Annotated in this window: 14 protein-coding genes; 12 read left to right on the top strand and 2 right to left on the bottom strand. The window is 75.5% G+C overall.

All coding sequences use genetic code 11. The features are described from left to right. Window positions 1-6: 6 nt before the first annotated feature. The 8 genes from RSE42_RS06770 to RSE42_RS06735 all read left to right on the top strand — a co-directional run bounded on the left by RSE42_RS06770 (window position 7) and on the right by RSE42_RS06735 (window position 8603). Window positions 7-1638, top strand: coding sequence for an acyl-CoA carboxylase subunit beta (locus RSE42_RS06770; RefSeq protein WP_043651320.1), 1632 nt, complete (start codon window positions 7-9; stop codon window positions 1636-1638). Window positions 1639-1699: 61 nt separating this feature from the next. After that, on the top strand, window positions 1700-2209 hold the full coding sequence (locus RSE42_RS06765) for a hypothetical protein (RefSeq protein WP_409141075.1): 510 nt from the start codon (window positions 1700-1702) through the stop codon (window positions 2207-2209). Continuing rightward, window positions 2206-2472: an acyl-CoA carboxylase epsilon subunit gene (locus RSE42_RS06760; RefSeq protein ID WP_409141074.1), complete on the top strand. Its 267-nt coding sequence runs from the start codon at window positions 2206-2208 to the stop codon at window positions 2470-2472. The genes RSE42_RS06765 and RSE42_RS06760 overlap by 4 nt, the downstream gene beginning before the upstream one ends. Beyond that, window positions 2469-3182: a hypothetical protein gene (locus tag RSE42_RS06755; RefSeq protein WP_415298328.1), complete on the top strand. Its 714-nt coding sequence runs from the start codon at window positions 2469-2471 to the stop codon at window positions 3180-3182. The genes RSE42_RS06760 and RSE42_RS06755 overlap by 4 nt, the downstream gene beginning before the upstream one ends. A gap of 10 nt (window positions 3183-3192) precedes the next feature. Next, the gene (locus RSE42_RS06750; protein WP_354806093.1) at window positions 3193-4935 is read left to right on the top strand and encodes a DUF885 domain-containing protein; all 1743 of its coding nucleotides are present in this window, start codon (window positions 3193-3195) and stop codon (window positions 4933-4935) included. A 71-nt stretch (window positions 4936-5006) separates the two neighbouring features. Next, on the top strand, window positions 5007-5927 hold the full coding sequence (locus RSE42_RS06745) for an AEC family transporter (RefSeq protein ID WP_043651312.1): 921 nt from the start codon (window positions 5007-5009) through the stop codon (window positions 5925-5927). A gap of 35 nt (window positions 5928-5962) precedes the next feature. After that, complete coding sequence (locus RSE42_RS06740; RefSeq protein ID WP_415298326.1) at window positions 5963-6622, top strand: Maf family protein; 660 nt, start codon at window positions 5963-5965, stop codon at window positions 6620-6622. A 205-nt stretch (window positions 6623-6827) separates the two neighbouring features. After that, complete coding sequence (locus RSE42_RS06735) at window positions 6828-8603, top strand: acetyl/propionyl/methylcrotonyl-CoA carboxylase subunit alpha (RefSeq protein WP_043651366.1); 1776 nt, start codon at window positions 6828-6830, stop codon at window positions 8601-8603. Between the two features lie 148 nt (window positions 8604-8751). Here RSE42_RS06735 and RSE42_RS06730 read toward each other — a convergent pair whose 3' ends face one another. Continuing rightward, window positions 8752-10050 (bottom strand): MFS transporter, encoded by a 1299-nt coding sequence (locus tag RSE42_RS06730; RefSeq protein WP_415298325.1) that lies wholly within the window; start codon window positions 10048-10050, stop codon window positions 8752-8754. Between the two features lie 108 nt (window positions 10051-10158). Here RSE42_RS06730 and RSE42_RS06725 point away from each other — a divergent pair, with 108 nt between their 5' ends. From RSE42_RS06725 to RSE42_RS06710, 4 genes are all read left to right on the top strand, one after another. Then, on the top strand, window positions 10159-10695 hold the full coding sequence (locus RSE42_RS06725) for an NUDIX hydrolase (protein WP_043651364.1): 537 nt from the start codon (window positions 10159-10161) through the stop codon (window positions 10693-10695). Between the two features lie 91 nt (window positions 10696-10786). Continuing rightward, window positions 10787-12802: an endonuclease/exonuclease/phosphatase family protein gene (locus RSE42_RS06720; RefSeq protein ID WP_415298323.1), complete on the top strand. Its 2016-nt coding sequence runs from the start codon at window positions 10787-10789 to the stop codon at window positions 12800-12802. Window positions 12803-12883: 81 nt separating this feature from the next. Further along, a complete protein-coding gene (locus tag RSE42_RS06715; protein ID WP_034653947.1) occupies window positions 12884-13357 on the top strand; it encodes a hypothetical protein in 474 nt (157 codons plus the stop codon). Between the two features lies 1 nt (window position 13358). Then, window positions 13359-13940, top strand: a complete 582-nt coding sequence (locus RSE42_RS06710) for a shikimate kinase (protein WP_409141072.1) — start codon at window positions 13359-13361, stop codon at window positions 13938-13940. A 33-nt stretch (window positions 13941-13973) separates the two neighbouring features. Here the strand turns inward: RSE42_RS06710 and RSE42_RS06705 are convergent, their stop codons facing one another. Continuing rightward, on the bottom strand, window positions 13974-15437 hold the full coding sequence (locus RSE42_RS06705; protein WP_061267658.1) for an NAD(P)H-quinone dehydrogenase: 1464 nt from the start codon (window positions 15435-15437) through the stop codon (window positions 13974-13976). Window positions 15438-15514: the final 77 nt, after the last annotated feature.

Here is a 15514-nt window from a genome sequence, read left to right as displayed (position 1 = left end):
GGGTGCGTGACGGACTCTGCGACGACCTCGCCCGCGACGACCGAGAGCGCCGACGCGCCCCGCCTCACCGGGACCGCGGCGAAGCTCGCCGACCTCGACCGCCGTCGCGCGGAGGCGGTCGCGCTGCCCGAGGAGGCGGCGCGGACCAAGCAGCACGCGCGCGGCAAGAAGACGGCCCGCGAGCGCATCGACGCGCTCCTCGACGAGGGGAGCTTCGTCGAGCTCGACGCGTTCGCGAAGCACCGCTCCCACAACTTCGGCCTGGAGAAGAAGCGGCTGGCGGGCGACGGCGTCGTCGTCGGGCACGGCACGATCGACGGCCGCCAGGTGTGCGTGTACTCGCAGGACTTCACGGTGTTCGGCGGCAGCCTCGGCGAGGTCCACGGGCAGAAGATCACCAAGGTGCAGGACCTCGCGCTGCGCACCGGGGTGCCGCTCATCGGCATCTCCGACGGCGGCGGGGCGCGCATCCAGGAGGGCGTCGCTGCGCTCACGCAGTTCGCGGAGATCTTCCGCCGCAACGTCGCGTCGTCGGGCGTGATCCCGCAGATCTCGCTCATCCTCGGCCCGAGCGCGGGCGGCGCGGTGTACTCCCCCGCCCTCACGGACTTCATCGTCATGGCCGACAAGACGTCGAACATGTTCATCACCGGGCCCGACGTGATCCGCGCCGTGACGGGCGAGGACGTGGGCTTCGAGGAGCTCGGCGGCGGCCTGACGCACAACGAGAAGTCCGGGGTCGCGCACTACCTGGGCAGCGACGAGGACGACGCGATCGACTACGTCCGCCACCTCGTGTCGTACCTGCCGCAGAACAACCTGTCGGACGCGCCGTCGTTCCTGCCCGACGACGTCGAGCTCGCGGTCACGGAGGAGGACGAGGAGCTGGACGCGCTCGTCCCGGACTCGGACTCGCAGCCGTACGACATGCGCACGGTGATCGAGCACGTGCTCGACGAGGGCGCGTTCCTCGAGGTGCAGCCGCTGTTCGCGAAGAACGTGCTGGTCGGGTTCGGGCACGTGGAGGGCCAGTCGGTCGGCGTCGTCGCGAACCAGCCGCTCGCGATGGCGGGCACGCTCGACATCGACGCGGCCGAGAAGGCGGCGCGGTTCGTGCGCACGTGCGACGCGTTCAACATCCCCGTGCTCACGCTCGTGGACGTCCCGGGCTTCCTGCCGGGCGTCGACCAGGAGCACCAGGGCATCATCCGCCGCGGCGCGAAGCTCATCTACGCCTACGCGGAGGCCACGGTCCCGCTCGTCACGGTGATCACGCGCAAGGCGTACGGCGGCGCCTACATCGTCATGGGATCGAAGCAGCTCGGCGCGGACGTCAACCTCGCGTGGCCGACGGCGCAGGTCGCGGTCATGGGCGCGGGCGGCGCGGTGAACATCCTGCAGCGCGCGGCGCTCAAGCGGACGGCCGACGCGGGCGACGACGTCGAGGCGGAGCGCGCTCGCCTCGTCGCCGAGTACGAGGACGCGATCGTCAACCCGTGGGACGCCGCGGAGCGCGGCTACGTGGACGCGGTGATCCGCCCGTCCGAGACGCGCGTGCAGGTGGTGCGCGCGCTGCGGGCCCTGCGGACCAAGCGCGCGAGCCTGCCGCCCAAGAAGCACGGCAACATCCCCCTGTGAGCGCCGCGGACCGCACGCACCCGACGACCCGCCGCACGAGCGGCCCGAGAGAAGGACGGTCATGAGCCACGAGGACGCCACGCACGGCCCTGCGCCGCTCGGCGCGGTCGACCCGGCACCGATGCACGCCGCGGTCGACGCGCTCGCCGCGGCGCTGCACGAGTACGTCGGCACCGCCGTGGGGGTGCGCGCCGAGTTCGGGGCGTCGGAGGCGGACGAGGACCCGCGCGTCCTCGCGCTCGAGGCGCGCGTCGGCGCGCTCAACGCCCAGCTCTTCGACGTGCTGCACGAGGCGCTCGGCATCCACCCCGACCTCACGTCGTCCGTGTGGGAGCCGACGGAGGGCGAGGAGGCCGACGACGCGGACGCCGCCCCGGCGGACCTGGAGGACGACACGTTCACCCTGGAGTACGTCGTCGTCTCGCACCCCGGCGGCCCGGACCTGGACGACGTCGTCGGGCTGCTGGACTCGTGGGGCCACGAGGCGCACGCGCGCCTCACCGAGGCGGGCTACGACGTCCCCGAGTGGGGCGTCGGCCGCGGCACGGACGAGCCCGAGGACGACGCGTGAGCGAGCAGCAGCCGGTGCCCGGCGCCCCGAGCGTGCGCGTCGTGCGCGGCGCCCCGGACGATCTCGAGGTCGCCGCGCTCGTGGCCGGGCTCGCCGCGGCGGCCGCGGCCGGCGACGTGCCCGACGACGTCGCGCCCGTGGACGAGTGGACCAACCGCGCGCGCGTGCTGCGCGGGACGGGCGACGGCGCGACGGCGAAGAGCTTCGGCGGGCGCGCGGGCCGGCACAACGCCGACTCCTGGCGCTGGAGCCTGCGCTCGTGACGACGGCCGGCCCCTCCCCGCGCGTGCGGCGGCTGCCCGAGCGGGCGGTGCTCGTGGAGCATGCTCCGACGGCCGACGCCGTCGAGGCCGACCCGACGGCGCTGCCGCCCGTCGTGCCCGTCGCCGCGTGGCGACGCTGGGCCTGGGCGGTCGCCTTCGTGCCGACGGTCGCGCTCCTCGTCTACCAGCGCGCGGGCGCGTCGCGCGGCTGGCCCGTGCCGGAGGCGCTCGTCGTCGTCGCGACCCTCGGCCTGCTCCTGACGGCCGTGCTCGCGCTCGTCCGCTACCAGGACGACCGCGCCGCGGCGCGCCTCGCGCGCGGTCGCGACGCGCTGCTCGCCGCCCCCGTCCGGGCCACGGGCACGCTCACCGTGCCCGCACCGGCCACCGACGACCCGCAGCCCGGTGCGCGCGACGTGCGCGGGACGCTCGTCGTCACGACGGGATCGGGCGTGGCGACGGCACGGCCGGTGCGCGTCGTCGTGCCCGCGGGCACGACGGCCCCGCGCCCGGGCGACCCGGTCGCCGTCTGGCACGCGGCCGACGACGAGGACGCGACCGGCGTGCTGCTCGTCCGCTACCAGCGCGACTGGGCCGACGACCTGCTCGCCGCGCTGCGCGGGGGCGGCCCGGCCGCGGACGACGGGGCAGACGTGGACGGGCCGGACGAGCCCGAAATTCGCACGGAGCGCTCGCCCCGCGCCGAGTAGTCTCGTCCGGGTGAGCGACACCACCACCACCCCCGCCGGCGCCTCCGCCGGGACCCCCGACCGCACCCCCACGCCGATCGACGCCGTCGCCGAGGCGTACGTCACGCGGGTCGCCGAGCTCGACCCGCTGGCCGCCACCTCGATGGGCCTGTCCGGCTACGACCACCTCGTCACCGACCTGTCCCCCGCCGGGCACGAGGCGCGCGCCGAGGCCGACCGCGCGGTGCTGCGCGAGCTCGACGGCCTCGAGCCGGTCGACGACGTCGACCGCGTCACCCTCGCGGCGATGCGCGAGCGCATCGGCCTGCAGCTCGAGCTGCACGAGGCCGGCGAGCCGCTCGCGAGCCTCAACAACATCGCGTCGCCCGTGCAGGAGCTGCGCGACGTCTTCGACATCATGCCGACGGGCACCGTCGAGGCGTGGGAGAACATCGCGGCCCGCCTCAACGGCCTTCCCGGTGCGATCGACGGCTACATGGCGTCGCTCGCGGAGGCGGCGTCGCGCGGCAACGTCGCCGCGATCCGCCAGGTGCGGATCGGCGTGGCGCAGTCGCGCGAGCTCGCCGACCCGCAGGGCTCCTTCTTCACGACCTTCGTCTCGGGCCCCGAGGCCGACGCCGTCCTCGACGACTCCGCCGCGTGCTCGCTCGTGCGCAAGGAGCTCGAGCACGGCGCCGCCGCCGCGCGCGAGGCGTACGGCCGGCTCGCGGACTTCCTCGAGACGACCCTCGCCCCGCAGGCCCGCGCCGAGGACGCCGTCGGCCGCGAGCGCTACGCCCTCTTCTCGCGCACGTTCCTCGGTGCCGAGGTCGACCTCGACGAGACGTACGCGTGGGGTCTGGAGGAGCTCGCGCGCGTCGTCGCGGAGCAGGAGGAGATCGCGCGCCGCATCGCCGGTCCCGGCGCGAGCGTCGAGGACGCGGTCGCGGCGCTGGACGCCGACCCGAGCCGCAAGCTGCTCGGCAAGGACGCTCTCAAGGCCTGGATGCAGGAGACGTCGGACGCCGCGGTCACCGCGCTGAACGGCGTCCACTTCGACATCCCCGCGCCGGTGCTCGACCTCGAGTGCATGATCGCGCCGACGCAGACCGGCGGGATCTACTACACCCCGCCGAGCGACGACTTCTCCCGCCCGGGCCGCATGTGGTGGTCCGTCCCCGCGGACGTCACCGAGTTCAACACGTGGCGCGAGAAGACGACCGTTTACCACGAGGGCGTCCCCGGCCACCACCTGCAGTGCGGCCAGGCCGTGTACGCGCGCGCGACGCTCAACACGTGGCGCCGCCTCGCGTGCTGGGTCTCGGGCCACGGCGAGGGCTGGGCCCTGTACGCGGAGCGCCTCATGGCGGACCTCGGGTTCCTCGACGACGACGGCGACCGCCTCGGCATGCTCGACGCGCAGCGCATGCGTGCCGCGCGCGTCGTGCTCGACATCGGCGTGCACCTCGGGCTCCCGGCCCCGCAGGAGTGGGGCGGCGGCACGTGGGACGCCGACAAGGCGCTCGCGTTCCTGCGCGCCAACGTCAACATGCCCGACTCGTTCGTGCGGTTCGAGCTCGACCGCTACCTCGGCTGGCCGGGGCAGGCGCCGTCGTACAAGGTCGGGCAGCGCCTGTGGGAGGCCACGCGCGACGACGCGCGCGCCGCGGCGCAGTCGCGCGGCGAGCAGTTCGACGCGAAGGCGTTCCACGAGCGTGCGCTCAACCTCGGCTCGGTGGGCCTCGACGTGCTGCGCGACGCGCTCTCGTCGTGACCCCAGCGCCCGACCGGCCCGGGACGGCGGCGCGCCGTCCCGGGCCGGCCGGCGTCCGGGCGTCCTGACCCGTGGGCGCCGTCCTCACCGGCTTCGCCGTCATCGCCGTCGTCGTGGCCGCCGGGTACGTCACCGCGCGCCTGGGCATCGGGGGCCCCGACGCGCGGACGGCGCTCAACCGTGTCGGGTTCTTCGTCGCGAGCCCGGCGCTGCTGTTCACCGTCCTCGCCCGGGCCGACGTCGGCGCGCTGTTCCAGGCGCCCCTCGCGGTGGCCGCGACGTCCGCCGTCGTCACGGCCGGCGTGTTCGTCGTCGTCGACCGGCTCTGGCTGCGGCTGCCCGCCCCCGAGGCGACGGTCGGCGCCGTCGGCTCCGGCTACGTGAACGCGAACAACATCGGCCTGCCCGTCGCGGTCTACGTGCTGGGCGACGCGACGGCCGTCGTGCCGGTGATCCTGCTCCAGCTCCTCGTGCTCGCGCCCGTCACGCTGCTCGTGCTCGACGTGACGACGAGCGGACGGGCGTCGTGGCGGCTCGTCCTCGCCCAGCCCGTGCGCAACCCGATCATCCTCGGGTCGCTCGCGGGCGCCGTCGTCTCCGTGAGCGGCTGGACGCCGCCGGTCGCGGTCATGGCCCCGCTCGACATCCTCGGCGGGGCCGCGATCCCCATGATCCTGCTCGCGTTCGGCATGTCGCTGCACGGCACGCGCCCGCTGCGGCGCGGAGAGCCGCGCGCGGCCGTGGGCGTCGCGAGCGCCGCCAAGCTCGTCGTCATGCCGGTGGTCGCGTTCGTCGTCGCCCGGCTCGTGCTCGGGCTCGACGACGCGGCCGTCGCCTCGGCGGTGACGCTCGCCGCGCTGCCCACCGCGCAGAACGTCTACAACTACGCGGCGCGGTTCGGGCGCGGCGAGATCCTCGCGCGCGACACGATCCTCGTCACGACGGTCGGCTCGCCCGTCGTGCTCCTCGTCGCCGCGCTGCTCCTCGCGTAGCCGGGGCAGCGAGGCGCGCCGGGTAGTCTGCGCGGGTGCTCCGACTGCTCCTCGCCTCCCGCTCCCCCGCCCGCCTCGCGACGCTCCGCGCGGCCGGCGTCGACCCGCTCGTGCGCGTGTCCGGGGTCGACGAGGACGCCGTGCTGCGCGACGCCGCCGCGGAGCGCGGCGGGCTCGCGCCCGTCGAGGCCGTGCTGGTGCTCGCGCGCGCCAAGGCGGAGGAGGTCGTGCGCACGCTCGACCCGGCCGCCGCAGGGACGCCGGAGGACGACGCCGCGCTGCTCGTCGGGTGCGACTCGATGCTCGAGCTCGACGGCGAGGTGCTCGGCAAGCCCGCCGACGCGGACGACGCGCGCGCCCGCTGGCGCGCCATGCGCGGCCGCGCCGGCGTCCTGCACACCGGGCACTGGCTCGTGGACCTGCGCCCGGCCGACGCCGGGGGGACGGGTGCGGCGGTGGGCGCGACGAGCTCGACCGTCGTGCACTTCGCCGACCTCACCGACGACGAGATCGACGCGTACGTCGCCACCGGCGAGCCGCTTCACGTGGCCGGCGCCTTCACGGTCGACGGCCTCGGCGGCCCGTACGTCGAGCGGATCGAGGGCGACCACCACGGCGTCGTCGGGATCAGCCTGCCGCTCGTGCGGTCGCTCCTGCGCGAGGTCGGCGTGGCCTGGCACGCGCTGCGCGCCTGACGCGCTGCGCGGCGCCCGTTGTCGAGGCCGGACAACGCCGCGCACCTCTCGGAGCCCAGGGACGGGCCGCTATGGAGGTTTCCGACAACCGCCCTCGGCGCGGCTTGGTTTGTTCTCCAATCTTGTCCGGTACCGCGCGCAGGAGCGTGAACCGCGCCGTGCGCACGCGTTACCGTGAGCCGTGCCCGCGAACCCCACCCGCCCCCTGAGCAAGGTCCTCGTCGCCAACCGTGGCGAGATCGCCGTCCGGATCGTGCGCGCGTGCGCCGACGCCGGCATCGCGTCCGTCGCGGTCTACGCCGACCCCGACCGCCAGGCCCTGCACGTGCACCTCGCCGACGAGGCGTTCGCGCTCGGCGGCACGCGCGCGGCCGAGACCTACCTCGACATCGCGAAGCTCCTCGACGTCGCGCGCCGCTCCGGCGCCGACGCCGTGCACCCCGGGTACGGCTTCCTCGCCGAGAACGCCGAGTTCGCGCAGGCCGTGCTCGACGCCGGGCTCGTCTGGATCGGCCCGCCGCCCGCCGCGATCGACGCGCTCGGCGACAAGGTCAGCGCCCGCCACATCGCGCACCGTGCGGGCGCCCCCCTCGTGCCCGGCACGCCCGACCCGGTCGCCGACGCGAGCGAGGTCCACGCGTTCGCGGCCGAGCACGGGCTGCCCATCGCGATCAAGGCGGCGTTCGGCGGCGGCGGCCGCGGCCTCAAGGTCGCACGCACCACCGACGAGATCGACGAGCTCTACGAGTCCGCCGTCCGCGAGGCGACCGCGGCGTTCGGGCGCGGCGAGTGCTTCGTCGAGCGGTACCTCGACACCCCCCGGCACGTCGAGACCCAGTGCCTGGCCGACGAGCACGGCACGGTCGTCGTCGTGTCCACGCGCGACTGCTCGCTCCAGCGTCGCCACCAGAAGCTCGTCGAGGAGGCGCCCGCGCCGTTCCTCAGCGCCGCGCAGGAGGCCGAGCTGTACAAGGCGTCCGAGTCCATCCTCCGGGAGGCCGGGTACGTGGGCGCCGGGACGTGCGAGTTCCTCGTCGGCGCCGACGGCACCATCTCCTTCCTCGAGGTCAACACCCGCCTGCAGGTCGAGCACCCCGTCTCCGAGGAGGTCACCGGCATCGACCTCGTGCGCGAGCAGCTGCGCATCGCCGCCGGGGAGCCGCTCGGGTACACCTCCACGCAGGTGCGCGGCCACTCGATCGAGTTCCGCATCAACGGCGAGGACCCGGCGGCCAACTTCCTCCCCGCCCCGGGGCGCATCACGCGCCTGCGCTTCCCGTCCGGACCGGGCGTGCGCGTCGACTCCGGCGTCGTCGAGGGCGACACCATCTCCGGCGCGTTCGACTCGATGATCGCCAAGCTCGTCGTCACCGGCGCCACGCGCGAGCAGGCCGTCCAGCGCGCCCGCCGCGCCCTGCGCGAGCTCGAGGTCGAGGGCATCCCGACCGTCGTCCCGTTCCACCGGGCCGTGCTCGACGCCGAGGCGTTCGTCCCCACCGACGACGAGCCGTTCCGCGTGCACACCCGGTGGATCGAGACCGAGTTCGCCGACCGGCTCGCCACGCTCGCGCCCGCTCCCGCGGCGCCCGCGGACGAGGACGACGAGCCGCTCGCGACCGAGCGCGTCGTCGTCGAGGTCGGCGGCAAGCGGCTCGAGGTCGTGCTGCCCGCCGGGCTCGGCATGGCCGCCGGGCGTGCCCGCACCGCCAACGCCGCCCGACGCCCCGCGCGTCGCAGCGCCGCGAAGTCCAACGGCGGCGGCTCGGGCACGACGCTCGCCTCGCCCATGCAGGGCACCATCGTCAAGGTCGCCGTGGCCGACGGCACCCAGGTCGCCGAGGGCGACCTCGTCGTCGTGCTCGAGGCGATGAAGATGGAGCAGCCCCTCCTCGCCCACCGCGCCGGCACCGTCCGTTCGCTCTCGGCGACCGCGGGCGCGAGCGTCAGCTCGGGCACCGCCATCTGCGAGATCGTCGACTGACCTGCGCGTCCCACCCCGGCGACCGGCCGGGGTCGGCACGAGCGTCCCGAGATCGGCACCTCCGACCGAGCTCGGCACCCGAGGTCGAGGTCGGTAGCACCGACTGCCGTTCCCGACCGCGGGTGCCGAGCTCGCCGTCTGCCTGCCGTCAGCCGGGCTGGGCGGCGGCGCGCATCGCCCGCCGTCCCGAGGGCAGCGCGACGGCGACGGTCACGACGACGAACATGAGGACGCCGGAGACCACGAGCAGCGACTCGACGGAGAAGCGGTCCGCGAGCGGGCCGAACACGACCATGCCGAGCGGCATCGAGACGGCCATGACGATGCCGACGAACCCGAACACCCGGCCCTGGCGCTCCGGCTCGACGGTCTCCTGGAGCACGGTCATCGACGTCGTGGAGAAGGGCGGCACGGAGAGCCCGAGCAGGAACATCAAGGCGAAGAACACCCACATGTTCGTCGAGACGCCCATCGCGACCGACAGCAGGCCGAAGACGAACGTCGAGCCGACGATCATCGCGATCCGGTTCTTGAGGCCGCCCCACGTCGCGAGCAGCACGCCCCCGAGGAGCATCCCGACGGAGAACGCGACCTCGTTGACAGTGAGCTTCCAGACCTCCTCGCCGAAGGTGCGCGCGACCATGAGCGGCGTGAGGTACGACGGCGCGACGATGAGCAGGAACACGACGGCGTAGAGGCCCAGCACCCACCGGACGAACGGGTGCGACCCGAGGTAGCGGAACCCTTCGACGAGGTCGTCGAAGTACCCCGCACGCTCGCCCGCGGCGGCGCGCGCGAGGGTCGGGACGGGCACGAGCAGGAGGAGCCCGATCCCGACCACGGCGGTGACGACGTCGACGAAGAACACGGCGACCAGGGACAGGCTCGCGTACAGGGCGGCGGCGACCGCGGGCGCGAGGAGCATCATCGCGGACTGGATCGACTGGTTGATGCCGTTGACCCGCAGGAGCCTGCTCGTGGGCACGATCTGCGGGAGCAGCGCCGCGACGGCCGGGGTCTGGACGCCGGCGCCCGTCGAGCGGACCGCGAGCGCGGCGTAGATGAGCCAGAGGTCGTCGGCCCCGCCGAGCATGAGGAGCGCGAGCGCCAGCGTCGTCACGGCGATCGTGGCGTCGGCGGCGATGACGAGCACCTTGCGGTTCACCCGGTCCGCCCACACGCCTCCGAAGATCGAGACGACGGCCTGCGGCAGGAACCCGAACAGCGTGCTCAGCGCGAGCACCGAGCCGGACTTGGTCTCGATCGTCAGGTGCCACATGACGGCGTACTGGACAAGCATCGAGCCGAACAGGGACACCGTCTGCCCCGACAGGAACACCGCCGTGTCCCGGCGCCACCGGGGCCGGGCGAGCGCGTCGTCCTCGACGGGACGGTCGACAGCGTCCGCGGGCGCGGCGTCGGTGTTCTCGTACGGCGTATGGCTCACCCGGACATCGTGCCGGGCGCCACCCACACGGTCCACGGAATTCGCCGACGGCGCACCGCCGCGCGCGGCGGGGCACGGCACCGGGCTGGCAGCATGGGGCTCGTGACGATCCCGACCGCCCCCCGCGACCCCGACGAGCCGCCGACCCGGCTCCCCCGCCACCTCCAGCCCGGCGACGGCTGGGTCGAGTGCGCGTGCGGACGCCGGCACTGGGGGCTGTTCGGGGCGGCCGGGCTGCTGCTCGCCCGGCGCGACGGCGCCGGGCGGCCGACCGACGTCGTGCTCCAGCACCGGGCCCCGTGGTCCGACCAGGGCGGGACGTGGGGCGTGCCGGGGGGCGCCGTCGGGCCGGACGAGACCGCCGCGCAGGGAGCCCTGCGCGAGGCGGAGGAGGAGGCGGGGATCGACCCCGCGGCCGTGCGCGTCGTGGGCGAGCGCGTGCTCGACCACGGCCCGTGGCGGTACACGACGGTCCTCGCGGAGGTCGTGGACGGCACACCGGTCGAGCCGCGTGCGACCGACGCCGAGAGCATCGAGGTCCGGTGGGTCCCGGTCGACGACGTCGCGGGCCTCGACCTCCTCCCGGCCTTCGCGGACGCCTGGCCGGGGCTGCGTGCCCTGCTGGAGGGCCCGCCCGAGGATTGAGGGCCCGGGCGCCGTCCCGAGCACCGACCCCGCCCGCCCGGACACCGGCCGCCCTGTGCCGCGCGGGCCCGGGGCGGTAGCGTCACACCTCGTGAACCCCGCGCCGGCCCCCGTCGTCCCGCGCGACCGCGCCGACCTCGCCCTCCTGCTCCTCGTCGTCACCGTCACGGCGACGGTGGTCGAGCTCGTGCGGTCGAGCGGCCCGCTGCTCGACCACGCGTTCTCCGCGGGGGTCGTCACCGTGGCCCTGACGGCCCTCGCGACGTACGCGGCGCCGGGGCTGCTCGTCGCGATGATCGCCGCGCGGCTCGAGCTCACCGGCCGCGTCGTGCTGCTCGCCGTCTCCGCGCTCGTCGTGGCGCGGCTCGTGCTCCAGGGGCTCGGCACGGCGATCGCCTCGGGCGCGGACCTCGGGCTCGTCCGGTACGGCGTGGGCCTGGCGACCGTCGCGCTCGGGATCGGCGTGCTCGTCCTCGTGGCGGGGTTCGCGAGCGGCGTCCGCGCGGGCGCTGCCGACGGCCTCGCACGGGGCCGCCTCGTGGCCCTGGGCGTCGTGCTCGGCGCCCTCCTCGCCGCGGCGCTGAGCGCGGTCCTGGGCACGTGGGACGCCTACTGGCGGGCCGACGTCGGCGCGTGGGTCGTGACGGTCGTCGTCACGGGGGCGGCGCTCGCCTGCGCGTGGGTGCTGCGCGGGCGCGACGCCCTGCCGGGGTCGCGCGGGCTGTGGGTGCTCGGCCCGTTCGTCGCGCTCGCCGTGCAGGTGCTGGTCAACCCGGCGTTCGCGTCGGCGCAGACGGGCGTCGCGCTCCCGTTCGCGGTCGCCGGGCTCGCCGTCGCCGCGCTGCTCACGGCCTGGGCCGTCCCGCGTCCCGCACGGTCCGGTCCCGGTGCGGTGTGGCTCCCGCCCGCGGTGCTCGTGGTGGGCGTCGCCGTCGTCCTGCTCGCGGTCCCCCGCCTCGACGGGCCGGGCGCGTGGGGCTGGGTGCTGCTCGCCCTGCTCGTGCTGCTGGTCCCGGTCGCGGGGCGCTCGCTCGCCCTCGCGCTGACCCGCCCGGCCCTGCCGCTCACGTGGCTCCGGCTCGCCGGCGCCGCGAGCGCCGCGGGTCTCGGCGTCGCGGTCCCGCTGCTGGGCTACCAGCTCGAGTACGACGTGCCGCTGCCGTTCCCCCACACCCTGCTGCCCGTCGCGGCCGCGCTCGCCGTGGCCGTCCCCGCCGTGGTCGCGGGAAGGCGTGCGCACCGCGCCGCACCGACCCCGGACGACGAGCGGCCCGCCCGTCGGGAGCGCGGGCCGCTCGCGCTCGCTCTCGGGGGCGCGGTCGCGCTGCTCGCGCTCGTCGGCGTCACCCAGGTCCACGTGCCGACGACGACGTCCGCCGTCGCCGACTACCCGGTGGGCGACCTCCGGCTGCTGGACTGGAACCTGCACTACGGCGTGAGCGCCGACCCGTCGGTCCGGCTCGACGAGATGGCGGCGACGATCACGGAGTCCGGGGCCGACGTCGTGACGCTCCAGGAGGTGTCCCGCGGCTGGGTGCTCGGCGGCGGCGCCGACATGGCGACGTACCTCGCGCGCGCCACGGGCATGCGGGTCGTCTTCGCGCCCGCGGCCGACCGCCAGTTCGGCAACGCGATCCTCTGGGACCCGCTGCGGGGCGAGCTCACCGACGTCGTGCGCCACTCACTCCCCTACGGCGCCGGTCCCCAGGAGCGCTCGGCCGTCTCCGCCACGGTCGACGCCGCGGGCGTCCCGGTGCGCGTCACGTCGGTGCACGTGCAGCACCGGGAGGAGAACACCCCGACCCGCCTCGACCAGCTCGACGCTCTCCTCGCCGCCGAGCCGGCCGAGGACGCGTACGTCCTGGCGGGCGACCTCAACGCGGAGCCCGGCTGGGACGAGATCGCCCTCCTCGAGGACGCCGGTCTCGAGAGCGGGCAGGACGTCGCGGGCGATCCCGCGGCGCTCACGTCGCCCGCCGAGGCTCCGGCGCACCGCATCGACTGGGTCCTCGGCTCCCCCGCGGTGACGTTCCGGTCGGTCGAGGTCCTCGACGTCACGACGTCCGACCACCGCCCGCTGCTCGCCGAGCTCCGCGCGCAGGACTGAGACCCGTCCCGGCCACCTCGGCCCGGGATCCCGGCGCCCGCGGCCCGACCCGAGCGCGGGGCGGCGGGTTAGGGTCGACGGGTGCGCATCGAGCTGACCGTGACCGAAGCCGTCGAGATCGCCCGTGCGACGGGCGGCCTGCCGCCGTACGTGCGGTCGGTCGCGAGCGAGGGCGACGACGTGCGGGTCGTCGTCGACCTGCGCGAGGTGCCCGACCCGCCGTCGGCCCTCCGGCTCGCGGCCCGGCTCGTCCCGGTCGTCCGCGCGACGCTGCGCGTGGAGTCCGTCGTCGCGGGCACCGCGGTGCTCGCGGTCGAGGCGAGCGCGGCCGGCCTGCCCGCCCACAAGCTTCTCGGCTTCGTCGAGGCGCCGCTGCAGGGCGCGCTGCGCTCGCACGGCCTGCCGCCGGAGGCCGTGCGCGTGCTGCCCGAGGCGCGCGTCGCGGTCGACGTGCAGGCGCTCCTGGGCGGCGTGCTCGAGCACACGTTCCCCGGCTTCCAGCTCACCGAGCTCGCCTGGTCGGACGGGAGCCTGCGTCTCGACGGACGGCTCTGACGTGCCGGGTGCTCGTCCCCCGGCGCCCGTCCTCGTCCTGCTCGGTCCCGCGGCGACCGGCAAGTCGACGCTCGGCGCGCTCGTCGCGCAGCGGCTCGGGGTGCCGTTCGTCGACCTCGACGCCGTGGCCGACCGGTACTACCCCGAGGTCGGCTGGAGCGTCGAGCGCCTCGTCGAGCGCGTCGGAGTGGTGGGCCGCGTGGCGGCCGAGCGCGAGTGGGAGCCGGCCCGCGCGCACGCGACGGAGCGCGCGGTCGCGGAGCACCCGGGCTCGGTGCTGGCGCTCGGCGCGGGGCACGCGTCGTACACCGACCCCGCGCAGCTCGCCCGCGTCCGCGCCGCGCTCGCGTCCGTCCCGCACGTCGTCCTCGTGCTGCCGAGCACCGACCGCGAGCACGCGCTCGGCGTGCTGCGTGCCCGTTCCCTCGCCGCCAAGGGCACCGACTGGCGACCCGCGGGGCACGACTTCCTCGCCGAGTGGTTCGACGACCCGGGGACGCGGAGCCTCGCGCACCGCACGCTCGTCACGGGTACCGAGGACCCCGCCGCGAGCGCCCGCCGGCTGGCCGCCGCGCTCGGCTGAGGCGTCGCGCCCGCCGGGACCGCCTGCGGGTGCTCAGTCCTCCCGGTGGTGCAGCATGCGCGCCACCTCGGCGATCGAGCCGCTGAGCGACGGGTAGACGGTGAAGGCCGACGCGACGTCGTCGACCGTGAGGCGGTGCGAGACCGCGAGCGTGATGGGGAACACGAGCTCGCTCGCGCGCGGCGCGACGACCACGCCGCCCAGCACGACCCCCGCCTCCGGGTGGGCGAACAGCTTGACGAAGCCGTCGCGCATCCCGAGCATCTTGGCGCGCGGGTTGCGCGCGAGCGGCAGGACGGTCGTGACGTACTTGCTGCTCTGCGCCTTGAGCTGCTCCTCGCTGTACCCGACGGTCGCGATCTCGGGCGCCGTGAAGATGTTCGCCGCGACGGTGCGCAGCTTGATCGGCACGACGGCGTCGCCGAGCGCGTGCGACATGGCGACGCGGCCCTGCATCGCCGCGACGGACGCGAGGGGCAGCACGCCGGTGCAGTCGCCCGCGGCGTAGATCCCGCGCACCGACGTGCGCGACACCTTGTCGACCTCGACGTGCCCGCTGGGCGTGAGCCGGACCCCGGCCTCCTCGAGGCCGATGCCGCTCGTCGAGGGGATCGCGCCGACGGCGATGAGCACGTGCGAGCCCTCGACGACGCGGCCGTCGGAGAGCGTGACGCGCACGCCGTCCTCGGTGCGCTCGGCGGACTCGGCGCGCGAGCGGGACATGACCGTCATGCCGCGCGAGCGGAACACGCCCTCGAGCAGCTCGGCGGCGTCGGCGTCCTCGCCGGGGAGCACGCGGTCGCGGCTCGACACGAGCACGACGTCCGAGCCCAGCGCGTTGTACGCGCCCGCGAACTCGGCGCCGGTGACGCCCGACCCCACGACGACGAGCCGTTCCGGGAGCTCGGAGAGGTTGTAGAGCTGCGTCCACGTGAGGATGCGCTCGCCGTCGGGCTGCGCGGTCGGGAGCACGCGCGGCGTCGCGCCGAGCGCGAGCAGGATGACGTCGGCGTCGAGCACGAGCGGGCCGTCGGTGCCGTCGGGCGCGTCGACCACGACGCGCTCGGGGCCGTCGAGCCGGCCCTCCCCGATGACGACGCGCACGCCCTCGCGCTCGAGCCGCGCGTGGATGTCGGCGGACTGCGCCGCCGCGAGCGCCATGACGCGCGTGTTCACGGCCTCGAGGTCGACGATGTGCCGCCGCATCGCGGGGTGCTGCGCCTTGGCCGTGTCGACGGGGAGGCGGATGCCGAGCTCGGCGGCGCGCTCGGCGATCGTCATCCAGTCGGCGGTGGCGATGAGCGTCTTCGAGGGGACGACGTCCGTCAGGACGGCCGCGCCGCCGAGCCCGTGGCGCTCGACGACGGTGACGTCGGCGCCGAGGCGACGGGCGACGAGGGCGGCCTCGTAGCCGCCGGGCCCACCCCCCACCACGACGATGCGGGTGCTGTCCGGGGCGGTCGAGGAGTCCATGCTCACGTGCGTCACGCCGGACATTCTGTCAGGCCGTCGCGTCCCTCGGTGTCAGCATGCGAGACGTCGCGGCAGGTCCGGCGCGCCGCACGGGACGGCGG

Origin of the sequence: Cellulosimicrobium sp. SJTW-1, assembly GCF_047716875.1 — a bacterium.
Classification (GTDB): Bacteria; Actinomycetota; Actinomycetes; order Actinomycetales; family Cellulomonadaceae; genus Cellulosimicrobium; species Cellulosimicrobium funkei.
Note: the sequence above shows the minus strand (reverse complement) of the source record. Positions and strands in the feature narration are given on the sequence as shown.